General features: G+C 37.2%; 24 protein-coding genes and 1 other annotated feature. Of the genes, 5 read left to right on the forward strand and 19 right to left on the reverse strand.

Annotated features, from left to right (window positions below):
* Nucleotides 1-235: 235 nt before the first annotated feature.
* The 7 genes from BTR25_RS07270 to BTR25_RS07295 form a co-directional block, all read right to left on the reverse strand.
* Entirely contained in the window at nt 236-793 is a 558-nt protein-coding gene (locus BTR25_RS07270; protein WP_075687407.1) for an isochorismatase family protein, read from the reverse strand.
* 103 nt (nt 794-896) lie between these two features.
* The gene (locus BTR25_RS27445; RefSeq protein WP_175596716.1) at nt 897-1,034 is read right to left on the reverse strand and encodes a hypothetical protein; all 138 of its coding nucleotides are present in this window, start codon (nt 1,032-1,034) and stop codon (nt 897-899) included.
* Between the two features lie 156 nt (nt 1,035-1,190).
* On the reverse strand, nt 1,191-2,300 hold the full coding sequence (locus BTR25_RS07275) for an FtsZ/tubulin family protein (RefSeq protein WP_075687408.1): 1,110 nt from the start codon (nt 2,298-2,300) through the stop codon (nt 1,191-1,193).
* Between the two features lie 219 nt (nt 2,301-2,519).
* Nucleotides 2,520-3,083 (reverse strand): hypothetical protein, encoded by a 564-nt coding sequence (locus BTR25_RS07280; RefSeq protein ID WP_075687409.1) that lies wholly within the window; start codon nt 3,081-3,083, stop codon nt 2,520-2,522.
* 292 nt (nt 3,084-3,375) lie between these two features.
* Entirely contained in the window at nt 3,376-4,512 is a 1,137-nt protein-coding gene (locus tag BTR25_RS07285) for a zinc-dependent alcohol dehydrogenase (RefSeq protein ID WP_075687410.1), read from the reverse strand.
* An 18-nt stretch (nt 4,513-4,530) separates the two neighbouring features.
* Nucleotides 4,531-4,890, reverse strand: a complete 360-nt coding sequence (locus BTR25_RS07290; RefSeq protein WP_075687411.1) for a spore coat protein — start codon at nt 4,888-4,890, stop codon at nt 4,531-4,533.
* A gap of 15 nt (nt 4,891-4,905) precedes the next feature.
* Nucleotides 4,906-5,115 (reverse strand): spore coat protein, encoded by a 210-nt coding sequence (locus BTR25_RS07295; RefSeq protein WP_075687412.1) that lies wholly within the window; start codon nt 5,113-5,115, stop codon nt 4,906-4,908.
* A gap of 178 nt (nt 5,116-5,293) precedes the next feature.
* Between BTR25_RS07295 and BTR25_RS07300 the strand changes: the two genes are divergently transcribed.
* The 3 genes from BTR25_RS07300 to BTR25_RS07315 all read left to right on the forward strand — a co-directional run bounded on the left by BTR25_RS07300 (nt 5,294) and on the right by BTR25_RS07315 (nt 8,482).
* On the forward strand, nt 5,294-5,497 hold the full coding sequence (locus BTR25_RS07300; RefSeq protein ID WP_075687413.1) for a hypothetical protein: 204 nt from the start codon (nt 5,294-5,296) through the stop codon (nt 5,495-5,497).
* Nucleotides 5,497-5,805 carry a spore coat protein gene (locus BTR25_RS07305; protein WP_075687414.1) on the forward strand — a complete coding sequence of 103 codons (309 nt, stop codon included), beginning with the start codon at nt 5,497-5,499 and terminating at the stop codon, nt 5,803-5,805. The genes BTR25_RS07300 and BTR25_RS07305 overlap by 1 nt, the downstream gene beginning before the upstream one ends.
* A 1,069-nt stretch (nt 5,806-6,874) precedes the next feature.
* The gene (locus BTR25_RS07315) at nt 6,875-8,482 is read left to right on the forward strand and encodes a PTS sugar transporter (protein WP_075687566.1); all 1,608 of its coding nucleotides are present in this window, start codon (nt 6,875-6,877) and stop codon (nt 8,480-8,482) included.
* A gap of 175 nt (nt 8,483-8,657) precedes the next feature.
* Here the strand turns inward: BTR25_RS07315 and BTR25_RS07320 are convergent, their stop codons facing one another.
* From BTR25_RS07320 to BTR25_RS07335, 4 genes are all read right to left on the reverse strand, one after another.
* Nucleotides 8,658-10,361: a 2-isopropylmalate synthase gene (locus BTR25_RS07320; RefSeq protein ID WP_075687416.1), complete on the reverse strand. Its 1,704-nt coding sequence runs from the start codon at nt 10,359-10,361 to the stop codon at nt 8,658-8,660.
* A 51-nt stretch (nt 10,362-10,412) separates the two neighbouring features.
* Nucleotides 10,413-10,633: a binding site (T-box leader), on the reverse strand.
* Nucleotides 10,634-10,845: 212 nt separating this feature from the next.
* Complete coding sequence (locus tag BTR25_RS07325; protein WP_075687417.1) at nt 10,846-11,055, reverse strand: hypothetical protein; 210 nt, start codon at nt 11,053-11,055, stop codon at nt 10,846-10,848.
* A 176-nt stretch (nt 11,056-11,231) separates the two neighbouring features.
* Nucleotides 11,232-12,593 (reverse strand): branched-chain amino acid transport system II carrier protein, encoded by a 1,362-nt coding sequence (brnQ, locus tag BTR25_RS07330; protein ID WP_075687418.1) that lies wholly within the window; start codon nt 12,591-12,593, stop codon nt 11,232-11,234.
* A gap of 525 nt (nt 12,594-13,118) precedes the next feature.
* A complete protein-coding gene (locus BTR25_RS07335; protein ID WP_075687419.1) occupies nt 13,119-14,321 on the reverse strand; it encodes a 3-phenylpropionate MFS transporter in 1,203 nt (400 codons plus the stop codon).
* An 84-nt stretch (nt 14,322-14,405) separates the two neighbouring features.
* On the opposite strand from BTR25_RS07335, the gene yeiL reads away from it, so the two are divergent.
* Complete coding sequence (yeiL, locus tag BTR25_RS07340) at nt 14,406-15,077, forward strand: transcriptional regulator YeiL (protein ID WP_075687420.1); 672 nt, start codon at nt 14,406-14,408, stop codon at nt 15,075-15,077.
* A 178-nt stretch (nt 15,078-15,255) separates the two neighbouring features.
* On the opposite strand, the gene BTR25_RS07345 is transcribed toward yeiL, so the two are convergent.
* The 7 genes from BTR25_RS07345 to BTR25_RS07375 all read right to left on the reverse strand — a co-directional run bounded on the left by BTR25_RS07345 (nt 15,256) and on the right by BTR25_RS07375 (nt 23,389).
* Nucleotides 15,256-15,540, reverse strand: coding sequence for a hypothetical protein (locus tag BTR25_RS07345; protein ID WP_075687421.1), 285 nt, complete (start codon nt 15,538-15,540; stop codon nt 15,256-15,258).
* A gap of 36 nt (nt 15,541-15,576) precedes the next feature.
* Nucleotides 15,577-16,485 (reverse strand): acyl-ACP desaturase, encoded by a 909-nt coding sequence (locus BTR25_RS07350; RefSeq protein ID WP_075687422.1) that lies wholly within the window; start codon nt 16,483-16,485, stop codon nt 15,577-15,579.
* Between the two features lie 202 nt (nt 16,486-16,687).
* The gene (locus BTR25_RS07355) at nt 16,688-18,283 is read right to left on the reverse strand and encodes a response regulator (RefSeq protein ID WP_075687423.1); all 1,596 of its coding nucleotides are present in this window, start codon (nt 18,281-18,283) and stop codon (nt 16,688-16,690) included.
* A 6-nt stretch (nt 18,284-18,289) separates the two neighbouring features.
* The gene (locus tag BTR25_RS07360; protein ID WP_075687424.1) at nt 18,290-20,092 is read right to left on the reverse strand and encodes a cache domain-containing sensor histidine kinase; all 1,803 of its coding nucleotides are present in this window, start codon (nt 20,090-20,092) and stop codon (nt 18,290-18,292) included.
* Between the two features lie 86 nt (nt 20,093-20,178).
* Nucleotides 20,179-21,504, reverse strand: a complete 1,326-nt coding sequence (locus BTR25_RS07365) for an ABC transporter substrate-binding protein (protein WP_175596717.1) — start codon at nt 21,502-21,504, stop codon at nt 20,179-20,181.
* 72 nt (nt 21,505-21,576) lie between these two features.
* Nucleotides 21,577-22,410 carry a carbohydrate ABC transporter permease gene (locus BTR25_RS07370; RefSeq protein WP_075687425.1) on the reverse strand — a complete coding sequence of 278 codons (834 nt, stop codon included), beginning with the start codon at nt 22,408-22,410 and terminating at the stop codon, nt 21,577-21,579.
* 19 nt (nt 22,411-22,429) lie between these two features.
* The gene (locus tag BTR25_RS07375; RefSeq protein WP_075687426.1) at nt 22,430-23,389 is read right to left on the reverse strand and encodes a carbohydrate ABC transporter permease; all 960 of its coding nucleotides are present in this window, start codon (nt 23,387-23,389) and stop codon (nt 22,430-22,432) included.
* 253 nt (nt 23,390-23,642) lie between these two features.
* On the opposite strand from BTR25_RS07375, the gene BTR25_RS07380 reads away from it, so the two are divergent.
* On the forward strand, nt 23,643-24,272 hold the full coding sequence (locus tag BTR25_RS07380) for a YesL family protein (protein ID WP_075687427.1): 630 nt from the start codon (nt 23,643-23,645) through the stop codon (nt 24,270-24,272).
* Between the two features lie 34 nt (nt 24,273-24,306).
* On the opposite strand, the gene BTR25_RS07385 is transcribed toward BTR25_RS07380, so the two are convergent.
* On the reverse strand, nt 24,307-25,452 hold the full coding sequence (locus BTR25_RS07385) for a GerAB/ArcD/ProY family transporter (protein ID WP_075687428.1): 1,146 nt from the start codon (nt 25,450-25,452) through the stop codon (nt 24,307-24,309).
* Nucleotides 25,453-25,481 lie beyond the last annotated feature (29 nt).

A 25,481-nucleotide genomic window follows, 5' to 3' on the forward strand; every position in this document is an offset into this window, starting at 1 on the left:
ATTTTTTAGTCTACTCTCAATGTTTTTATGCGTATCTTCTCCGTTTTTTAACTAAATGGATCAGTTCTATAATGACAACAATTAAGATAATCCACCAAAAGGCCACGTAAATTCACAAAATACCTCCTAATTAACTGAAAAAAACACAATAGGATAATAGTAACATAAATTCTACCAATATTTTAAGAACTATATATAAAAAATGCCAGGACTCGATAGGTCCTGGCACAAAAGTTTACCTATAGTTATTATGAATAGGTGTGAACAAATCTTCTTCAGAGTTTCTAACGAGTGAAAAATGATCTACATTATCATGTCCGTACAAAACGGCATTATGATGCTGGATAATCTGTTCAGCCGACAGGTGTTTGCTGTCTGAGGTAGAATGTCCATCCCCAACTAGAGTGACATCATACTGATTAATCGTTGCAGTCCGTACCGCAGAATCAATACAGAATTGCGTTTTACATCCCATAATGACTAGATGCTCAGTCCTATGTTCTTGCAAATAATCATTTAGTTTGGTCCCGTAAAACGAATTGGTAGCAGATTTATCAAAAATAACGGCACTCTCAGGTATATTGATATCCTTATGAATGTCAAAGCCGGGAGATTCACCATTTGAGACATCTCTATCTCTTATAAAAACAATTTGAACATTTTCTACTAACGCATTATTAACAACTCTATTAATAGTTTTAATTAATCTTTCTTTCTCAAAAACACCTTGTTCAATACCATCACCATCTATTAATGCCTGTTGTGCATCAATAACTAAAAGTGCTTGTTTCAATTGAACTCCTCCACCCTCAAACAGAACTAGAATAAGTATATTTTACCACGTTTTTCCTTTTTAGCATTCAAATTAATAGGGTGGTATAGAGAAAAGGTTTCTCTTATTTCATTTTAATAGGAGTGACTACGGCATAGACGTTTTCGATGGGATCGCTAATATTGACTTCAATAATTTCATATCCATTTTCTCCAGCATTGTCCTCGATTTTAGTTGATAGGATAATTTTGTCGTTTCTCATTTGTGCTCTCTTCCTTCCTAACAATTTCTCACACAATAGTCACTATATGCTGTTAGGTTGAAAAATGTGCTGATTTTTATAAAAAATTTTATCACATTAGAAAATTCCTAAGCATTAAAAGAAACACATCGGGATGGTCCGATGTGTTTCCATTTACTATTTCTGATACTTATTTAATTTGGTTGTGATGCTAACCGTTTGTCTTTCTGGTTTGATCAGCTTTAGATTGGATGCCCAGGTGATGCGAGATTCATATTTCTGGCTAGATTCCTTTTTAACAAGATTTTGTAGTCGTTCTCTGTTCTTTTCGATCGTTTCCTCAACGGCTAGCATTCTTCTGGTCGGGAAGGATAGTCCGGAAAGTATGGTAGTGATGGTCGGATCATTTTCAGTGATATAGGTACCTTCGAATAATTGCAGCGGTTCTCCCACTCTTTCAAAGATCGACGGCACATTGATGAGTTTGGAAATACTTTCTGGCCCTTCATAAATCAACCCGGCCCGGATAACGCCCTGTGATTCAACGGGACAGAAAATCGAGTTAGCCCAAGAGAGTTGTACTTTTGATGAGACGTCCGAAGTCGTTTTCGCATCGGTAATCGCTGCTGAAGATATGAGCGTAACTCCTCTAGACCCCAGGATATTCATAAGATCTGTTTCATCAAAGTTTCCGTACACCGAACTCTTTTTCGTTATTTTCAGCAGGTGATTGATCGCCTCCATGGCTTGAAGATTAGCAGAAAGATAAATTTCATGTTTGCTTGATTGCGGCTTCATTTTCCGCATCTGATCATTATCTACTAGAAACACAGAAGAAATGCCTTCAATCTTGGAAAGCTCCTCCATACACTCTGCAGTATTAATTCGATTGCCAGCCAATACATTTCTTTCAGGAATAACCGCAATCGCACCTACGTTGACACCGGGTAATTGGTCGATTAACAGATCAATTAGTAGCGGGCTCATCCCGGAACCTGTGCCACCGTCCGTTGAAAAAGCGACTAATAACAGCTTGATGTTTTTAAAAGAACTGTCGACAAAATCAATGAGCTCACGGTAGTGGCCTTGAACCGCCCGTAATCCTAATGCTCGATCTTGCCCAGCTCCATTATATCCGGGAACAAAATACTTTCTTTCCACCCGGGTGTTGGCAGCACCATCACGCTGATTCGTATTAATTAGTGCTGTCTGAAACCCCATGGCTGAGGCTACTTCCGCTATATTACCACCTGCTTGACCTACGCCCAAGATTCCAATTGATTTCACAGATACTCCCCCTTAATGATAAAAAACTCTAAGTTGAGAATTTCGAAAGATTATACAAATATATGGATAAAATACACCCTATATCATTTGTACGGTAATGCAGGGGTGATTATGACCAAAACGTTCATCTTAGGGTGGTAACATACACTCTTTTCCTATTTATGTAAGTTGAATCTACAATTATAGATAACAAGTAAACCATTAAGAACGCTTAATCGATTATTGCTCCTCAAGTATTAAATTAGAATAGCTTTGGCAGTAATGTGTCACGGTGTCAACGACTATAGTAGAAGAATATTCCATAAAGTTCACCATAAAGTTTTGGTTATTCGGCTGAAGAAAGGTTCCTATAAATTCAACTATCAGTTCATTTACTAGCTTGCTGTGGTAAAATACCTTTTCTGCATGAACTACCTGCTCTTCAGGCGTTGCCCCTTGGTATACCAATTCTTTAAACCGAGGCATATTCTCTGCTAAGAAATTAGATTCCTTGACTTGTCTAGGAACATCTACCATGATGGCTTGAAAACTTTCTAGCGGGATAAATTTTTCTTCTTCAATACACTGCGTAAGAAAGGATCTTGCCGTATTTGTGTTTGCATATTGATAGGTTACGTTTCTCAAGATTGACTCTAAATATTCTTCATGAGAGCCCGCTCCCTCTCTTATTTGTTTAAGTACTTTGCTAAGCCCTTTTTGAAGCTTCTCTTTTTCCCAATGGGGCTGTTTAATAACAGCACTTATAACACCCGCTGTGTTTTTCGCTAACACTTCTTTTGACAATGTATTCCTCTCCTCTTAACTAGTCGTTAAATTTCAAAATAAACTCTCTTTTTCTATTTTATTCATTATTAATAGTATTTTAACATATATCCTGTACCGGATTAATAGAGAATCATTGAAAACAAAAAGGGGCCTAGTTAGTTGAACAGGGCGCCTTTGACATTAAAAACAGAAGAGAACGCTAAACAAGAAATTGGCGTGTAATAAGAAAAGTGGAGAAGATTTAATCGGCGTAATAGTAAAAACCCAGCCTTAGAACCTAAGATATAGTTCTCGATCTGGGCATGTATGTTTATGGTTTTAAAACAACTTTGATACAATCATCCGTTCTTGTATCAAATACTTCATATCCATGTTTTGCCTGGTCTAAAGGTAATACATGTGTTACCACATCACTAGGGTCAACTTCCCCTTTTGCAAATATGTCATATAAGAAAGGCATATAGGGAATAACTGGAGCTTGTCCCATTTTTATATCAATATTTCGGTTCATTAAATCCCCAAGTGGGAATCCATTATAACGCCCGCCATAAGCCCCTGTTATTTGAATCGTACCAGCTTTTCGGACTGCCTGACTTGCGATGACAATGGCTCCCATGGCTCCACCTTGAAGCTTTAACCCTGATGCCAAAAACTCCATCGGTGTCCACTTTCCATCCATTCCTACTGCATCAATCACAATATCTGCCCCGCCTTTGGTAATTTCCTTAAGGTATTCTCCCGTATTTTGATGCTGTTCAAAATTTACAATCTCCACTTTGTTCGTACGTTTTGCATGCTGTAAGCGGTAGTCAATGTAATCTACCGCAATCACCCTTTTGGCACCTTTATACCAGGCAAATTTTTGAGCTAGTAAGCCCACGGGTCCACAGCCTAGTACAATAACTGTATCCCCCTCTTTCACACCAGCATGATCAACCGACCAGTATGCAGTAGACGCAGCATCAGACAGCAAAACAAGCTTTTCATCATCCATTTCACAATCTTCAGGAATTTTGAAAGGGGTAAAATTCCCATACGGAACCCTCATATATTCAGCTTGGCCTCCGGCATAGCCGCCGGTATTTTCAGAATATCCGAAGAATCCGCCCATGTCACCATGGGGATTGGAATTATCACATTGACTCGTTAGGTCATGAGAACAATACCAGCAAGTTCCGCAGCTAACATTAAAAGGAATGATAACGCGATCTCCTTTTTTTAAGTTTCGAACGTCTGGCCCTACTTCCTCAACCACGCCCATAGGCTCGTGTCCAATGACAAAGTCCGTAGGCATATTCGGGATCATTCCATGAATTAAGTGCAAATCTGAACCACAAATGGCGGAGGACGTGATTTTCACAATAATATCATCTGAGTTCTTAATTGAGGGATCTTTAACTTCTCTTACTTCAACATTTTTAATCCCTTGGTAGGTAACAGCTTTCATCTAAGTATATCCCGCCTTTTATTGATTTGGTGTTGCAAACATACCACCTCGATCGGTGTCAATAGGATACAGGTTTAATTGAGCTATTTGTATGGCAGTCTCTGCGCTTTTTAAATCTACTGGAAACTGCTCCTTAAAGTTATAAGGATGCAGCCACTTATTTTTTATCATTAATTCGGTAATTTCACCATGTAGATCAATGGCTGCTTCTAATTGTTTTGCTAATACTCTTCTGAGTTCTGGGTTTGCGGTTTCAGTTATGGCGAAACCATAATTACGAATCCCGTTTTTTACAGATAATAAGAAATCCATGGCAAACGCTGAATCAGCTAAGTTAGGCATGCCTTCCGCATTTCTTGGGTCTAAGTAATCTTGCATTTCTTCACCTCCAGCTTAATGAAGTATTTGACTCTGTTTATAAAATGGAATGAGTTCATTTAAATCCTGAATGGATTGTTTAACATCTTTTTCCATCAGTTGTTTTAACTCGTTATTAAAGCAAATTCCTTGCATTAATTTAGATCTAAGCAAACAAACTGTTTTAAAATTGATGAGTTCATGGGTTTCTAATGTCTCGTGTAAAGCTAGTTTATCCTGGTTCACTTTCCCCCACCTCCATTTACTATTAACAGGTCTATTATCCCCAACTTGCTACTTTTTTTATGTGTGGAAATAGGAAGGTAAGTACATCATTTTTTATTATTATGCAAGAATGAATATTTAGCCTAACCATTTGAAAATATAAGAAAGTAAAAATAGGCATAATAATGGAGTGAGATGAATGACCAAATATTTAGGGTTGCACGAGACTCTTGATCTTCACGAGCTAATAACCTTTAAAGCCCTTAGTTTAACAAAATCAACAACAATGGGCCCATTTGCACAAGATGAAGCATTAAAAACTATACTTAAAAATGATGCTACTGCAGGACAACAGCAAATTGAGCGATTACAAGAATTTTTAACAAATCGTGAGGTGCAATAATGAACCAATTTATTCAAAATTTGATGGGAATGGGCGGTATGACGGATCAAGTTATTGCAACTGACTTTTTAATCTCGACAAAAGCTGGGATTAGAAACTATACAGTTGCCATTACCGAAGCAGCTACGCCCGAGCTTCGAAATGAATTAAGAGAACAATTACGAATGGCCATTCAAACGCATGAAAACATTACAAACTATATGGTCGCAAAGGGATTTTATCATCCGCATGAATTGAGCGAGCAGCTGAAGGTGGATTTAACTGCATCAAATACAGCCACTAATCTTGCTCAACAAGCAAACAACTAAAAAGGTGTCAGGCGATTTTTTAGACAAAAAAAGCGATTCTTCAAAGAAGAGTCGCTTTTTGCACACAATCTATTCTTAATACTATTACAATCATCAAGTTTAATCGATTCACTAAGTGTTTTCAAATATTGATTCACGTGTAAATTTTTCTTGGGTTGAATCGGCACAAGGATTACAAGGATCGTCTGACCAACCATTGAAAAAACCTAAAGTTTAAAAGTAGAAATAAAATTAAGAATGGGTAACACAAAGCTGAATACCAAATTTTCCACTCATTATATTTTATTAATCCAAATTTATAGGAAATGAACTCAAAGGCAACAGTTAGGAAAGAAAAACATAAGATATAAACTAGTTTCCATTTCACTGGCTTATTAAAAGGAAATAGGTTTAATAATATGATACTGGTAGTGAAATAAAAAATAACTTGGCCAACTAATGGAGGTATTTGGATCCCTGGCTTGTCAAGTATATATAATTTGTATTTTACAGCTAAAACTGTATCAACAAGCAGACCAAATAATGTTGCGAATATGGAGGTTGCATACATTTCATACAGTTTCATTTTTTTTGGAATTTTATAAGCCACTAACACAAAAACAATGCTGGTTGTATAAACAAAAATAGTTTGTGGTTCCATATCAAACCCCCATAAAGAAAGAGTCACTTATTACTTTCAAAAGTGGAAAAGATCTGCCAAGGTATCACTACTTATTTCCTCTTAAGTATTTGGAAACTTTTCGCTTTAATTTTGTTCAATTAAAACCAAATTTATAAAATAATCAATTTCCTATAATTTTCTCTAAATAGAAATAAATATCCTGATTTAGTTCTTACTGTTAACTGCAATGTGCAAATAAACTGCCTGGCAGCTTTTTTCAAATGAGGTTATGACAGCATTCTTAAATAAAACTAGAAACAAATTTGGTAAAGCTTGTAGAAAAAACCGATCACACAAAGAAATTTTATCCATTTTTTATTTTAGTACTTTAATAAGTTAACGCTTTACTATAATATTAAGTTAAAATAAAAATGCTTTAGGGAAGGATGAAAGTCGGTGGAAGATTCGATGAAAAAGAAAGTAGCTATTCTTGGGAGCAGTGGCGGAAACCTCTACTATTTAGGCGGTAAAGAGCCGGAAAAACTATTAGAGGAATTGCTTTTACAAATTGAGGCGGCCGGTATGGAGTGCGGCTCCTTACAATTTATTGCCGCAAAAGCTTCTATGGATGCAATCAAGAAGGATACGCGAGCAGTATTATATAGTTGGGATGAATCAACTAAGCAGCCGACTATTAGTGCAATTGGAACCATTGGGGAAGTAAATGAGGCGGCTGCCCTGTTGGATGCAGAAATTGCGGTAAAAATTAATAATGGAGAAATCGATTCGCTTATTTTAATGAGTGCGGACCCGAATGGAGCGAATCAATTAGCTGTTGAAGCTGCGGCGAACATGAAATTACCTGCAGCTGGTACTGGCGGAACGTCGATGGCAGCCATTGCCTCTAAAGGGGTAAATGTCATTTCGACCTCGGGAACAACAGGTACTACCAATCGAACACGGGCGGTCAGCTTCCTAACAGCATTCAGTAAACATTTTGGTCTCAATTATCGTCCAGTTATCGGGAAAGTAGCATCTAATACCGAAGTAGAGACATCCTCTGTGAAGGCGTTTCAGCGAATAAATCTACGCGGGATCATGTTGTCCTCGCTTCCAGGTTTCATTGCAATGGCATTGGTATTAGCTCTTAGTAAGATTCCTGGATTGACAATGCTAGGAGATGTTTTCAATCTAATGATTAACGCACTCCCGGTCATTCTAGCAGTAATCGCTGCTAAACAAGTGGCCGACCTTGACGATGTCTCGATTGTTGCTGGGATCGTGGCGGGTGTATTATCAGTAAAAGGTGGAATGATTGGTGGGATTATCGGAGGTATTCTTGCCGGTCTTTTAGTTCAATACATATTTAGAAAGTGTCTCGAATGGCGATTCCCTGCTACAACAGTAAATATCGCTGCAGGCGGTCTTGCCGGGTTGATTTCAGGGTTGGCTGTATATTTCCTAATTTCGCCTATTACTCTCTGGGCTGGTGAAGGAATCCGTTCATTGATTGATCTTCTTGTTTCAACCAATGGAATTCTTGCTGGACTAATTGCAGGCCTGTTAATTTGGCCGGCGATTATTGGCGGTGTTTATCATGCAGCCATCCTCCCGATTGTCCTTTTGGAGATGGAGCGGACAGGCAATAGTTTCTTAGGAGCTGTTGACATGGTCGGATTGGTTATGGTTTCAGCAGGTATCACGCTTGCTAATATTGTTTCACCGCGGGATAAAGGCGAAGCGGCGGTGGCAGCACCTGGGTTTGCCATCAATATGGGCTTTGGAACCTTTGTAGAGGCTGCCTATCCGTTTATGTTTTCCAATAAATTTATCTTTGCTGGCGCCATCATTTCATCTGGATTTGGCGGTTTACTCGTCGGCCTGTTTGATGTTCGAGGAACAGCATATGTACCTTCGTTCATGGCACCATTGTTATCCAATAACACACCTGGTTTTATTATTGCCATGGCTGGTAGCTTAGTTTGTTCCTTCCTTATTACATTCTTCATTAATAAAATTTCCTTGAAAAAGGGAAAAGCTGTGTTAGAAAGTGAAAAGAATCAACTAGCAGGATAAGATATAAAAAAGCGAGTCTCTCATCAATGAGACTCGCTTTCTTGCATCTCTCCCCTTTTGGTGAAGAAAGTAACTGCATCATAAGTTTACATAACATTATTATGTATTATAACATTTCATGTAAAAAATCTTGCAGAAGCTGTTCAAAAACAGGTTCTGCAAGATTTTATCGAAATTAGTTCTTTGTAATAGAAAGTGCTTTTTCAATTGGCAGGTTTGCACTCGTGATCATGTTGTTAACGGCACTAAATAGTGCTTTTACAGAAGAGGTCATAATATCTGGGTCAATTCCGCTTCCCCAATAAACGGCTCCATCCATACCGGTAAAGCCAACATAAGAAACAGCGTTTGATTTCGAGCCTATTTCTAGTGCATGTTCCTTATAGACTAAATCTTTAAAAGTGATGTCAAGCTGTGTTTGCAGAACATTGCTGATGGCATCAAGTTTTCCATTCCCTGTGCTAATAAATTCATGCTCTTCATTATTCATCCGAATTCTAACGCTCGTTTCGTAATTTTCATTTTGCGTTGAACGATAGCTAATGAACTCGACCGGGCTTTTAATATTTACATATTCCTTCATGAAAATCTCATAGATTTCATTTGGCAGAAGTTCCTTGTGCTGACGGTCTGATACATTTTTAACACTATAGCCAAAGCTTTCACGCATTTTCGCAGGAAGATCAAGTCCATAATGCTGTTCCAGTATGTAGCCGATTCCCCCTTTACCTGATTGGCTATTAATCCGGATAATATCACCTTCATATTCCCTGCCAATATCCTTTGGATCAATTAATAGATATGGGACACTCCAATGCTGGCGGTCCTCTTCCTCCCGCCATTTCATCCCTTTCGCAATAGCGTCCTGATGGGAACCTGAGAAGGCAGTAAAGACCAGTTCGCCAGCGTAGGGATGTCTCTGATGGACTGTCATTCTGGTTAATTTTTCGTACTTGGAGATAATCTCACGGATATTTTCAAAATGAAGCTTGGGGTCAACTCCGTGTGAAAACATATTGATGGCAAGCGTGACGATATCGACATTCCCCGTTCTTTCTCCGTTTCCAAACAAAGTACCTTCTACTCTTTGTGCACCTGCAAGCATGCCAAGCTCAGCATCGGCCACTCCTGTTCCTCTGTCATTGTGTGGATGAAGAGAAAGGATTACATGGTCACGGTAGTTCAGGTGCTCACTCATATACTCAATTTGGCTAGCGTAAACATGAGGCATACTCATCGACACTGTTGCAGGAAGGTTAATAATGACCTTGTTTTCTGCAGTTGGCTGCCATACATCTAGTACCCGGTTACAAACTTCAAGTGCGAACTCCACCTCTGTACCCGTGAAGCTCTCTGGCGAATATTGAAATTGGAAATTCCCTTCTGTTTCAGCTGCGTATTTTTGTAAGAGTTTCGCTCCACTAACCGCTATTTCGATAATTTCTTCTTCTGATTTTTTGAAAACCTGCTCACGCTGTGCCACTGAAGTGGAATTATAAAGGTGGACCACGGCCTTGTTCGCACCTCGAAGTGCTTCGAATGTTTTTTCAATAATATGGTCCCTGGACTGTGTTAACACTTGAACTGTTACATCCTCCGGAATCAAATCCTGTTCAATTAAGGTTCTTAGGAAAGCATACTCCGTTTCTGAAGCGGCAGGAAAACCCACTTCAATTTCCTTAAACCCTACTTCCAAAAGCAATTGGAAATATTCTAGCTTTTCCTCCAAACTCATTGGAACAATCAACGCCTGATTTCCATCCCTTAAGTCAACGCTACACCAGGTAGGAGCTTCTGTTATGTACTCCTTCTCTGTCCATTTCAAGCTTTTAACGGGCGGCATAAAATACCCTCTTGCATACTTATCGACATTTTTCATTGTTATGACCACCTTTTCGATTTTTTTGGAATATAAAAAGCCCATCATCTCATAAGAGACGACAGGCTTTGCCTACGTGGTACCACTCTTTTTGATTCGTTTTAACCCGAAACGAACCCACTTAATGACTTGATTACGGCGGTCAACCGTTAAGGCCTACCAATCAGCCTTACCACTCCTGGGCGAGTTGGGGAATTCTTTGACTGTCTTTCACCAGCCGACAGCTCTCTAAACAAAAAATATTCCTTACTACTCCCAATCATTGCGTTTTTTAAAAGGTATTTTAAATTTTCTTAATTATAGCATAATTGACCGCAGTATTTACAATAATATTTTAAATTAATTTCTGATATTTACTATATAATCTCCAGAACATTAATTGAACTATCGTTTTGTGACTAATCCACCTTTTACTTCCCCTTAGAAAATAAAATAGTGCCTACTTCTCTTTAATAGAAATTGGCACTTCGTTTATTCTCTATAGTTATCGAGACACTTTTGCCGGTTGGCACACGTCACATTTACGTTGGTTATTATTTTTAAATTTTGTAAATGTTTTTTCGAAGTTGCTGCCACATTCACATTGAAATAGTAAATTTTGAGAGAAACCGTGATATTCCGTCGTTAACAACTTACTTTCCGAATTGTTCTCAACAAACTCTTTTATTTTACCAATCGTCCATCGTTTATTCATTCTCTTACACCTCCATATTGGATTGCTAATTCCGAGGCTTTTCCTGGTACCCTTTAAATTATAAATAAAAGTAGAAATGGTCCTAAGTTACTCATTATAACATGTGCTGGCACTCAATAAAACAGAAGGAAGGTATCAAGTTATACTTAACTCTCCTGTTAAACCTATCTTACGATTTACTGTTTTGGGTTTTTATTCAAGTGAATGATACTTGGAAATAGCTTTTTCTTCCGTAATACACCAAAAATGTAACCGCATATTCCACCAACTAAAGCAGGTACAATCCAGCCTAAGCCCACTTCATACAAAGGTAGAATCTTGGTAAATAGGTCGTTGATAGGAGCTATTGCAATTCCTGCTGCGTTTAGCCCATCAAATAAAGCTACAAACAAAGTGAATGACATACTTCCTTGATAAACTACTTTTTCGCCCTTAAAAAATGGATGTAAAAAGGTTAAGGCAATTAAACAAATCGTTAAAGGATAAATGGTTACTAAAACGGGAACGGATATCGCAATTAATTCAGTAAGACCATAATTAGCTAAAACTGCACTGAAAACCGAAAAAATGATAACAAATGTTTTATACGAAATACTTGGCATTAATTTAGAGAAATATGAACCACAAGAAGTAATGAGTCCAATACTTGTGGTTAAACAAGCTCCAGAAACAATCAAGCTCAGTAAAACACTGCCATATGAACCGAAGTAATATTTCGATACACTTGATAGCACGGCTCCCCCATTATCTAATAGTCCAAGACGACCTACACTTGAAGCCCCAATGAAGGAAAGAGATGCGTAAATGGCTCCTAAAATGGCGGCTGCTATTACTCCTGCTTTCGTAACAGCCATCAAAATTTCCCTTTTACTCGAGGCACCCTTTTCTTTAACTGCATTGATAACGATGATTCCAAATACAAAAGCGGCAAGAGCATCCATGGTGAGATATCCCTCTTGGAATCCTTTAAAGAAGGCATGATTCATATAGTGTTCTGTAGGTGATTGAAATTGCCCTAGCGGGTTATAAAATGCTGTTATGATTAGAATCGCAATAATAAGTAACAACACTGGGGTTAAAAGTTTTCCAACAATATCTACAATTTTCGAGGACTTTAATGATAAAAATACGGTAAGTCCAAAAAAGATAATCGTATAGATTAGTAAACCCATTACAGTGTAATCTTCAGGTATAAATGGCTTAAACCCGATTTCAAAGGAAACAGTCCCTACTCTTGGGATTGCAAACAAGGGTCCAATGGCTAAATAAAGAGCAACTGTAAAAATGATACCAAAAATAGGATGTACACGGCTTGCTAAAGATTGTACATCGCTTTTCCCTGATATACCCACTGCAATAATCCCGAGTAAAGGTAAACCGACTCCAGTAACGATAAATCCAGCATTAGCTGACCAGATATTTGTTCCTGCTGATTGACCCAGCATGACAGGAAAAATTAGATTTCCTGCACCAAAGAATAGGGCAAATAGCATAAAACCTAAAGTTATTAAAAATGAAACAGGAATTTTCTTTGACACTACAGTCCCTCCAACTTTGTTCAACGTTAGAATATATCCAAATGATCAGTATTCCTAGTATGGTAGTTCTAACGTGGTCTTTGACTAGCTTAAAGATCATGTGATTAAATCCTTACACTTTTCGACTTTTCCTCTCCTACTGCTAACACCAAATTTCTCTAATCTTTACTTTCTTCTATATATTTAAATATCTACTATTTAATCAGTCGGCAGTAAGACTTTGGAAATTTGACGATATTGAATCTTCTGTTTTTTTAGAAGAGGAATTCCCAATAATACACGAGCTAAAACGAGACAGTACCCAACTATTCTTGCAAGAATCGTGCTAATGGGATACTGATGTTTCAAAAATGAATGTTCCTATTGTAGCATACACAGTAGCAAATATATATGGTATTCATATACAGAATTGCTAGAAAAGCAATAAAAGATGCAAGGTCTATAAAATAAAAGCTAGTCGGAGTGACTAGCTTGCTAAAGAATTTAGTGGTTTAGTTACATCTAATACCAACCATTCAATCATAATTAATAGTTGAATTTCTTTCTTGTCGATACAATCAGCACCATCGCCGGCACGGTACAGGCAATCATAGATAAGAAGGAAAGCCCGGGTGATATTTCATATATATAACCACCAACGAGTGTTAAAGCAGCCACGCTAAAACTCAAGGCAAGTGCAGAATAAATGCCTTGTGCATTCGGGATTTGCTGTTTAGGAAGGTTTTTTGTTATATATTGCATAAACGCGTAATGGGCCACACCAAATGATAAGGCATGTAGGCTTTGGGATAACATAAAGATCCATATGTTTGGAAAGAAATAGACGAGTAACCAACGCAGTGATGACCCTGCAGCTGATAGCAGCAGTAAAGACGAAGGCTTCCATTCCTTGAATAGATGGTCTGCCTTCAAGAAGTAAAGAATCTCAAATAGAACAGCAATATTCAGAATCACGCCGATGTAGAAGCTTTGGATCCCGATCTCCTGTAAATAAATATAACCATAATTATAATAAGATGCGTGTGAGCCTTGCAGTAAAATGACAGACAGTAACACAACGGGGAAACTCCTCACCTGCCATAAAGCTTGCATCGTTGGTTTTAGCTGCCGATCCATCCCAACGGGCTTTTCTAACAAAATTCCTGGTGCTGGTCTAAAACTCATCGAAAGCATCAAAAATAAACCTGCAATCATACTCCATAATATCGCCTGTTCCCCAAAAAAGCCGGTTAGTACACTGATAATCAGGACAGCAATGACAAAGGCAATCGACCCGTACGAACGGCTTTTCCCGTAGTGGACATCTCCTCGCTGGACTAATGTACCTGCTGTACTATCGAGTGCCGGAAGAATCGCCGGGAAAAAGACACTAAATAAAATCGTAACAATCAAAAGTGTTGTAAAGGAAGAAAACGGAACATATAGAATGGCCGCCACAAGTGAACCGGTAATTAAAGTGAGCAGCACTCGGTGACTGCTCCAGTACCTTGATACAAAGGGGAAAGCGAACAGGGCAGAGAGTCCCCTTGCCACTAAACCAAAGCCCATGATCATACTGGCCTCTGTTACACTCAGTCCTTTCGCCTGAACAAGCCAACCGGTCCAGTACGGTAAAAAGATCCCCCATGTAAGAAAAAACATAAAAAAGCTCTGTGAAAGCCAGCGTTGATTGTTGACTGAAAAAGCAGCTTGTAGATTTAATTGTTTAAGTGTTTGTTGATGATTCATATTGATCCCTCCATATGTATTGCATGATATCAGGAAAGTCCTTACACTAATATGAGATATCTCATATTTCACATGGAGGCTAAGATGCATTTTTTAACTGGTACATTAAGCGATTCTTATATTGAAAAATACCCAATTCAATCACTTTTTTCGTTTCCGATTACCCCGTATCTTAAGGTTTGTAAGTTTGAACCTGGTGAATTTATATTTCAGGAAGGCTCGTTTCCTGAGTATTTGTACTATCTTGTTGAGGGAAAAGCAAAGCTTTTTTTTACACAAAAAAATGGGAAGGTATCGATTCTCAGCTTTCTGCACCCCCCTGCCTTCATGGGTGAAATTGAACTGTTAAATTCGGAAAGGTATACGAAAGGAATTCAGGCTGTCACGCAGGTGATTTGTCTCGCTATTCCTACGAAGGCCTGTAAAGAAAAACTATTAACAGATGCCACTTTTTTAAGACATTTATGCCTTTTTTTAAGTAATAAGACGTCGATTTACACATCTAAGATTGGGCAAACGCAAGCTTATCCTCTGATCAATCGGCTCGCTGCCTTTATTCTTTTATCAGCAGATCATGATTTTTATAAGGAAAAGCACACAGAAGTATGCGAATATCTAGGCGTTTCCTATCGGCACCTGCTGCACGTCCTAGCACAGTTAAGTGAAAACAACATCATTGAAAAACAATCCCGAGGTTACATCATTCGAGACAAAGACCGTCTTCAGGAATTAGCGAATGAGGTTAGAGAAAATTAGTTTTCATTGTATCCAAATTTGGATACAATGGTAAACCCACCGAAATATATTTTTAGATGCATCAGAAATTACCTTCATAAATAAAGAAGCCCAATAATGGACTTCCGGTTCTAAATCGGCAAAAAGCCACTTCAAATATGAAATGGCTTTTTACTCTACTCATAGGTACTACAGTATCTTAATTACTTTGACACACATGTTCGACGGTAAACTTTCCATCACAGGAAGGGCACTTAAATCCATCTTGTTCAAGCTGTTTGTAAAGTAAAGCACGTTGTTTACGTAAATCATGATCAGCATCTTTTTCAATTTGTTTTTCGCTTTCTTTGTCAAAACATTTATAACAAATTGAGTAAAACTCCTTTACTTCTTTGATTAATTGATCTATTTCCCAAGTTTTTAACTCTAAGTAACTCATTTTATCATTTGTAGCTGTCCCACATAACTCGCAACAAGTTTTCATACATATCACCTTTCGTATTTCTCTGTATAATTAAATTTACTCCCGGAACTCGATGTTACTGCTTCCCACAAAACGGTCTCGGATTCGTTTTAAACGTTTGTGATACGTCAAAATGTTGGATTGTGCTTTTTTTGCTTCATCAGTTGTCGTTTTCAAATTTTCAATATCCCAATACTCGACGATCACATCTAATACTTGATCAAAATATTGAAGTGGTCCGTAATTTGCTTCATTGGCAATAATTTTCATTCGATCACTGAAATCTGGCATTACCGCTCCAGGCATGGAGAAATTCATGATTATATTATCTAAATACATCACTAAGTTTGGGTCTAAATCAAGATGTGCTTTAATCGTATCTCGATAAAAGGCATAATGGAGTGATTCATCTTTTGCTAGTCTTCTTAATAAAGTAGCTAAATCTTTATCATATGGGCTTGCAACCTTAGCGACATTACTATAAAAGACTAAAGTAGCTAGCTCTTGTAATGTAGTATAAGCCATGGTCTCAATTGGATGAGTAAAATCAGGGGTCCAGCCATTCTCTACAACACTTTTTCTTAATTGATGAAGTCTCTCGGGATCAACATTTCTCGTTACTAATAAGTACGTCTCTAACAGATTAGAATGCTGATCCTCTTCAGCAGTCCACGTTTTAATAAAGTCTTTTAGAACTTCCATTGATTTATGGAAAGTGTAATATAAATGAGTTGTGTACCATGGTAAATTAACCTCAGTAAGGAGTGCTGTCTCGACCGCTACTATGACATTTTCTGGCAGTGTAACTTGACTTTTATCCCAAGGAACTCTCTTAAAACACATAGCTTTATCCCAAGGGATAAATTCATGATAACTCCAATCGATTTTAGCAGAACGTTCTTTATGAACCCTATATAACTCCGTTATTTTCGTTTCTAAATGATCATCAAACTCAGTACTTAACATCTCCCACACTCTCTTTCATTGATTTTCATTAAATTCCTTAAACTATGTACTTAAGGTGGTAAACTAGTGATATTCTGACTAATCATATCATAACAGTTGTTTTGTCGAAAGAAAAATTTGAACCTCACAGCCACTGGGTGCCTTATTATGCTTAAACTGGGAAAATGCTCCTTTCATAAACATTTGTTTAATAAACTAACTATTATGTTAAACCGGAAGTTCTATCTTTATATTTATATGCTTTTGGAGATAACCCATAAAATCGTTTAAATGTTTTTAAAAAATAACTCTTACTCTCGAAGCCCAATTCATAGGCAATTTGTTCTACTGACTTGTTCGAGTGGTCTAGTAATTCGATTGCTTTTTCCATTTTAACTCTTGTTACAAATTCCACGAAACCTTCTCCTGTTTCCTTCTTGTACATTCTACTGAAATAACTGGCATTCAAATGTAAATGGGCAGCTACCTCCGTTAAAGAAATCTTTTCGCAAAGATGGGTTTGGACATATTTTTGTGCTTTTAAAATATCTTCATTTCTAGTCGTCAAATCAATAGAATTGATTTGGTCAAGGAACTGATCCCAAATATTTTCTAAGACAGATTCTAAATGTTCAAAGGTTTCGACACGCTGGATGAAATAGTCTGTTAAGGGGATCGATTGGGTGTCGAATTGCTTTAATGCGTTTAAGGATAATTTAATATCAAATAGTAATTTCGTTACCCAATCCTTTACAGCTTCTGGTGAATGTTTCTTTTCTCGCATTTTAGTGAATTGCTGGGAAACACACGCTGTGACCTGGTCCTTTTTACCTTTTAATAGTAACTCTTTTAGATTCTGCGAGATTTCCACATAATCTTGAAAAATAGAGTCGCGAGTATAGGCAATAGGACGATAGGTTTGAATACTACCATGTTGATAATAAAACCTCTGCTGCTTATCTCTAAGCAATAATCGCATGTTATCGATCAATTGCTGTTGCTTTACATGATGTTCTCCGATCACAGAGGTAATACTAATGTTCAAACTGGTACGAATTTGACCATGGATTTCTTTTACTAATTGTTGTGTTTCGATTGATTTAATACTCCTAACAGGAACAAGCATTAAAAATGACCCTTGGAGATAGAATACTGGGATCTTAGCAACGACTTCTTCTAACACATTGTTTACACTTAACTGAAGCCATGATTCACTTTCATATTGGCTGACCGCTTCCTGGTAATGATCTATAAAGCATAGCACCAGAGTAAAATAATTACCGGAAAAGTTTATACCCAATGGTTCCTGTTGCTCTGTCCACCAATCCGTCTGACCCAAATTAGGTTCCATTAGCTTGTCGATAAACTTTAATTTTAAGGTCATATGATTTGTTTCTAAGAATTTGGTTACCTTAATGTGCGGATTCTTTGTAGATTGTTCCTGGTCCAACGTCTTCTTTAATCTTTCTAGTAAAGCAATGATATCCATCTCTTCCATGGTTTCTTTTAAAATATAATCATAGACTCCTAATTTTAAAGCTTGTTGTGCAAAGCGGAACTCATCATGACAAGATAGGATGATATGATAGGCGTTCAATTTTGATTTTCTAAGTTGCTCGATTAATTCGATTCCATTTAATTTTGGCATTCCAATATCGGTGATTAGAACATCATAAGGTTTTTCCTTCAGATAAACCAAAGCATCACTGCTATCTTGGAAATGGGCAATCACCTGGAATCCATAATCGTGCCAAGGAATGACTTTTTTCAAAAACTCAATCACGATCACATCATCATCTACCAAAACAACTTCATACATATCGTCTCACCCCTTACGCACTGGAATCTGAAATGTTATTGTGGTTCCTTTGTCTACCCTGCTGTCGATCTTCAGCTGAAAAGCTTCTCCATAAATCAATTTCATCCTTTGGTAGACATTTTGCACACCTATCCCGTTAAACGATTGATGATGACTTTTACTAGAGTCTTGTTGACAGTTTGGTTGAAAAACTTTCTCTTCTAATCGCTCTAATGTGAGCTTGTCCATTCCTTTACCATTGTCTGTAACGACCAATTCCAAATACTCGCCACTTTGTTCATTTGCAATGATTTTAATCGTTTCATTTCGATTATTGCTGCCATGAATGATGGCGTTTTCAATAATGGGTTGTAAGAAAAATCTTGGCACTTCGAACCTAGCAGCAGCTTCGATCACACGAATCTCCAATTCTACATCATGTTGGTGTCGAAAATTCATTAAATCAACATAATGCTTCACAATCGTTAACTCTTCCTCTAAAGGAATAAAAGCATTATTACGATTGATCGTCATTCGTAGAAGTGCGGATAAAGAATAAATAAGAGCAGCACTGTCGGTGTTCCCCTCCATTTTTATTTTTAAGCGGATTGCATTTAAGACGTTGAATAAAAAATGCGGGTTAATTTGTGCTTGAAGCATGTCTAGTTCAGCATTTCGTTTGGCTGCTTCCTGGATTTTAATCTGTTCAATCATGTTTTCAATGGTATCGAGCATATGATTGAAGGAATGGCCTAATTGGGCAACGTCATTGTTTCCAGAAAGATGGATCCTTGCCGTTAAATCACCCTGTTTGATTGCTTTTGTCACCTGATGTAATCTTGTGATGGGTTTCGTCAATTCTCGTACAAGGATGATCAGTCCAATTAAAAAGAGAACTAAAAAACCACCTTGAATTAAAATCGTCGTTCTTGTAACCATATTGATCGATCCAATGGTGTCCTTATAGGGGACAAGGCTGACCAATCGCCAATTCGAATAAGAGACTGGATAGGAAACCAATAAGTGCCTCTCTCCTTCAAAGTCAACAATTTGATAATCAGCGTGCGTCACATCATAGGGTAAGAGCGTCCCCACCTCATTTGTATCTAGACTTGAGTATATTTCCCCTGTCTGATTGGTCAAATAAAATTTCGTTCTCCTTTCACTTTGATATTGACTCAAAAGCTTCTTAATCTCCTTTTCTTTTAAACTAATAATTAAATAAGAATGGGCGGAATTAGCTCTTTGAATCTTTCTGCCAATGGTAATCAGATAGGGGTATGTATCTTTTTCGGATTGAATATAGGTAGGGTGTGCACCCAGCCAATAGGTTTGATAAAAGCTTAAATGATCCAACTTTTCGAACCAGGGTGTTTCTTTGAATTGTAAAGGATTATGGTCGATTTGTGAATAATTGGTGTAGTAAAAGTCATTAGGAAACACGATGGATATATATAGTGGCTTTAATAAATCGGTAATTCCCGATAATTCTTTCGATATTTGAATATAATTAAGAGCGATTTCTTGTTTTACGCTGGAGGAATCTGCATCAATTAACTCATGAGATTTGATCAGCTGCCTCATGCTTGAATCAAATTGGATATAATTAGAGGTGTACATCATATCATCTAAAATGTTCTTTATTCCTAATTCTATCATTCTTAAATCGTCTTCCGATTGTGTGGCTGCACGTTGTTCTAATACATCTTTGGTAAAATGGTTTGATACGATATAAGTGCTGATCCACGGAAATAAAATGCAAAGAATGACGGATATGATTAATCTTGTTCGGAGTGACATTTGCTTTATTTTTCTCCATAAAACCTTCATGATGATCACCGCTTCTGAAAAATAAAAAAATTTAATAGAGAGAAAACGAGTCAGTTTTCTCTCTAATTATAACATGAATATTCTAATTATTTATTAGCATTGACTACTGCTTGGATTTTTTCTTCGATGTTTTTCATGGTTTTATCTAGATCTTGCTCACCAAGTAGATATAATTCTACTTCTGCCCCGAATTCGTTATAGGCTTCATTAATATATGGCGGTGGTGCAATGACTCCAGTTGCCTCAACGGAGGCAAGGGCATGTTTCAATGATTCCATATGAACGGCATCAGGTTTTTTAGTACCTTTTACCACTGTTTCTAACGCTTGGGCTATATCTCCTTCCTTCCATGAAGGTAACCAGATTCCTTGTTCTATTATCCCTTTTGTTGTTAACCAACGCATGAACTCATAGGCCTCTTGCTTGTGTTTTGAGCTTTTGGCGATAGATATTAAATCCCCACCCATCGATGCAAGTAGTTTATCACTCGCATTATTTTTTGGCCATGGTGCCCAGGCGATCTCAAATTCCGGTGTAAATTGACCCCATTCTGTGATCATAAAGCTTCCCGTTGGAACCATAGAGGCTGATTGGCTAAAGAATTGCTGACGATAATCTAATTTTTGCGATAAAATTTCAGCAAACGGAACAGATGATTTATCAACAATTTCTAATTTATTCCGTAGTTCAAGTGAGGCACGTAACATCGGATCCGATGCATTAGAGGTACCATCCTCGTTCAGAATTAAATTATCTTTTGCTTTTCCCATCATTTTTAAGACAGAATAGAGATTATGCCATGTGTGTAAATACGAACCATAGTGATTGTCTGCCGTTAGCTTTTTAGCGTATTCCGCATAGTCATCCCATGTCCAGTCGGTTGGAATCTCTAGTCCAGCTTTATCGAGATGTGCTTTATTTAGCATAACAAGCATGGTTACGTTTTTCATCGGCAACCCATAATAGTCTCCATTAATAGCTGGATATCCATTATTGTACACTTCATTGATAGCTATTCCTTCTTTTTCTACGTATTCTGTCACCGGTTCAAGCAAACCAGCATCCACACGTTTAGCAAAATCATTAACATTCGAGAATAGGATCAGGTCCATTTCTTCCCCTGCAGATGCCATTAAATCTAATTGTTTGAAATAATCCTGGGAGTTCATGTTTTCTACAAGTGGAATGGATTCCACTTTTATTCCTGGGTTCTCTGCTTCATACTTGGCAATCACACCTTGCCATTTTCCAACATCCTCATTGATCCAGTGAACAAATTTCAACGTGATTTCTTCATCAGCTGAATCAGATTTACCCTTATCTGATGAAGTTTTATCATTTCCAGAACAAGCTGCTAACGTCAACATGGTGAATAGTCCAACGAGTAGCCATAACCCCCATTTTTTCAGCATCCAATTTCTCCCCTTATTTATCATTTGTATATCAACTCCCTCTAAATTAATAGAATGAGTGCCTACCATTGTTTAACCTTTCACACCGCCAAGCTGGATCCCTTCAATCACGTTTTTCTGTCCGATAATAAAGATGATTAATAACGGTAAGATCGCAGAAACGGATGCGGCCATCATGAGTGAGTAAACGCTGCCATGTTGATCTGAGAAACTCTGTACACCGAGTTGAATCGTGTATAACTCCTTCGACCTGAGGAAAATTAATGGATTTTGGAAGTCATTCCAGGTCCATATAAAACGCAGAATCGCATAAGTGGCGATGGCAGGCCTTACTAATGGTAAGGCAATCGAAGTGAAAATCCTAAGATGACCAGCACCATCCATTCTCGCTGATTCGATGATTTCATTACTAATGCCGAGATAGAATTGACGGAGCATAAACGTTCCAAATACACTGAAACTATTTAATAGAATGAGTCCTGTGTGAGTATCATATAGGCCTAGCCATCTATATAGTAGAAATTGTGTTACTAACAACGTTTGCGGGGGAATCATGAAAGTGGCCAATACGATTAAAAAGATGAACTCTCGGCCTCTAAAATTAATTTTGGCAAACCCGTATGCCGCTAAACAAGATACCGTACATGAAACGAGTGTGGTTAGAACCGTTACCTTGATTGAATTCCAATATAATAGAAGGAATGGCATGGAGCCTGTCCAAACCTCTTTATAATTTTCAAACACATTCCATCTTTCAGGAATCCATTGAATCGGAAACGTTAAAACGTCCTCTTCTACTTTAAAAGAAGCAGAAATCATCCACAAAAATGGCATGAGAAAACAAATTCCGATTAAAACCATGATCACAGTCACGATCAATTTTCTTATATCCAATCTCGCTGTCATTTGCACTGCTCCTTTCTAGTTAATAATTCACCCATTTTTTCTGACCGATAAATTGAATATAGGTAATGATCAAAATAATTACAAACATAACTAATGAAATTGCAGAAGCATACCCTGTTTTTAACTCGATAAAGGCCTGCTGATACAAGTAAACAACTGGTGTAATCGTCGAATTGGCTGGTCCGCCATTTGTTAACACGATAATTAAATCAAATACCTTAAAGCTGGAAATCACACCGGTCACAAACAGTAAGAAAGTGGTAGGTGAAACTAGTGGAATCGTAATCTTCGTAAATTGGGACCATGCGGTAGCGCCATCAATTTGTGCGGCTTCATATAATTCCTTTGGGATATTCTGCAAACCTGCGAGGTATATAATTAAATTAAACCCAATACCTGTCCAAATCATAATTAACATCACAGATGGTAACGCAAAGCTAACGTCTGCGATCCAGCCTGGTGGATTTTCAATACCAATTGTCATCAAAAACTGATTAATCGGTCCTTTTGTTGGGTGGAAAAGCACCTGAAAGACAACCGCAACCGCTACAATACTCGAAATAAATGGCATAAAATAGATTACTTTGAACATGTCTTTCAAATATACATATTTGTTAATGATCACAGCTAAACCAAGAGATAACATTAAAGTAATCGGGATCGCTAAAATTAAGATGACATTATTTAATAGTCCTTTTAGGAATAATGCATTGGTAAGTAATTTCGAAAAGTTCTCAAATCCTACAAATTTGGCATTTTCATAACCGGCTACAAAATTCCAATTGGTAAAGCTTAAAACAAACGAAGATAGAATCGGAAATAATACTAATACAGAAGTCCCAATAAACATGGGGGCAATAAAGGCATAACCTGCTAAATCCTCCTTCCAGCCTCTAAAAGGAGACCTTTTTTTGGTTATCGTGTTTACTTTGCTTTTGGTTTGTATAGCTTTTGATTCGACCTTTACCTCGCTATTCACGATTTTCACCCCTTCTGCTAACTTGTAAGCTCGTAATCTTTAATGTAGGTTAAGTATAATTTTTGCAACCGCTTTCAACAATGTGGATTCTTTACATTATTGAGAAAATTTTTACTACCTTATGTACGCTGCTATTTTTGCAAATGAATTTTATGCCTTATTTTTACTTGTTCGGTAAAATTTTTACCTCATAGCAAAAAAGCAAACGAATGTCTATTGTGCATGATATATTTATCGTTAAGGAGGTATCACTATGAAATTAGGTTCGTTTTCAAATGCTGTTTATACCTTTTGTGATTGGATTGCAAGATTAGCTTATATTAATCTATTATGGATTCTTTTTACATTAAGTGGTTTCGTGATGTTTGGATTCTTCCCAGCGACGATTGCGATGCTGGCTACATTAAGGCAGTTTTTACTTAAGAATCATCCCCCCGTATTCCGAACTTTTTGGCAGTATTATAAAAAAGAGTTCTTCAACAGTAATAAACTAGGTCTCATCATCGTTATAATTGGTCTTATTTTGTATATGAATATTAACTTTTTACAATCCTCATCTAATCAAGGATCGGCTTTTCTTTTTTATTCAAGCATCATCATGAGTGGTATGTATTTTCTCATCATTTGCTATACATTGGCTTCCTATGTTGAATTTGAACAACCATTAGGAACACATTTGAAAAATGCCCTGTTGATTACGGTTTACAGTCCCCTCCCCAGCCTGTTTATGATATTTGGATTTGGGGCGGTATACTTTGCTGTTACCAAAATATCCGGATTAGGATTCTTCTTCAGTATCAGTCTTCTAGGCCTGGTAATTCTATCATCAGCCAATCTAGCGTATAAAAGAGTTGCGCAAAAACAAGAGAAATTGAGCACGTAAAAATGGCAACGCATGGGGACGGTTCCCCTGCTTCCTACTCTTTCAAGGAAGCAGGAGAACCGTCCCCTATAGCCTTTGAATAATTACTTTTTACTCTTTGCTTTTTAAGAAATGCGATGATTAGGAGGATAACGGGGATTATTATTTGTAAAGGCCAATGCAAATAATAAGGTATAATCTTTTCCCCTTCGTAAGCGTGCTCCGAATAATTTGAAGAAATGGTGATGGAACTAATTAAGATCAAAAAACTTAGTGAAAGATTAAGCGTATGCCTGTTTTTAAGTTTAAAAAGATCTGCAGTTCCAATTACAGCTACATAATAATAGAGAGTTATTTTAAAAAAACCAGCGATTACTAAATAAAGTACAAAGAAAATATCTAAACGCTCAAAAAAACCAAGTTCGACTTTTCTTATCGTATTATAGAGCGGAAAAGGAGACCGCATTAAAATATCTAAACCTAGAACTGCAATGTTAATCATCGAAGTAATCACAATGTTTATACCGCTTAAACACATTCCACCTAAACAAATTTTTAATATTTTTTTTTGTTTGTTTACATACGGTAGCAACATGGTGAACACAACCATTTCGCCAAATGGAAAGTTTATCGTTTGATCTGTTATTACTGCCTTTAGGACAGGACTCCATCCATTTTCAAGTAAAGGCTGTAAATTTTCTAAATGAACAATTCCAGTAAATGTAATTAAAACAAAGCCGAGTATGGCTAATAAATATACTCCAGCAAAAAAAAGTTCACCGACCCTTGCAATTACTTCAATTCCTTTAGTAACCGCAAACATGATGATTATAATCATCAAGGTATTGATGATGAATAAAGGCGTTTCTGTATAAGTAGTCGTAACTAAAAGTTCTCCGAAGTCCCGTAAAATTCTTGAAGCTTGATAAAGAAAATATAAAATATAAAAAAAGGCAATGATACTTCCAATCCAAGTTCCTGTTATTTTTTTCACATAACTAGTAAAGGGGATATCAGGATACCATTTATATAGACGGTAATAGATTAAAAAGATAACTAAACCACCCGCTAACCCTAATAAAATGGCGATCCAAGCATTCTGTTTGGCTCCTAATCCAGGACTAAATAAAATAGCGCTACCTATTTCAAACAGTACTATGAGTACAAACAACTGATATGCACTTATTTTAGCTTTTTCCATAGAATCTTTTCCCCCAAAATTATAAGGCT

The organism is Bacillus sp. MRMR6, from assembly GCF_001940785.1.
Lineage (GTDB): Bacteria > Bacillota > Bacilli > Bacillales > Cytobacillaceae > Neobacillus.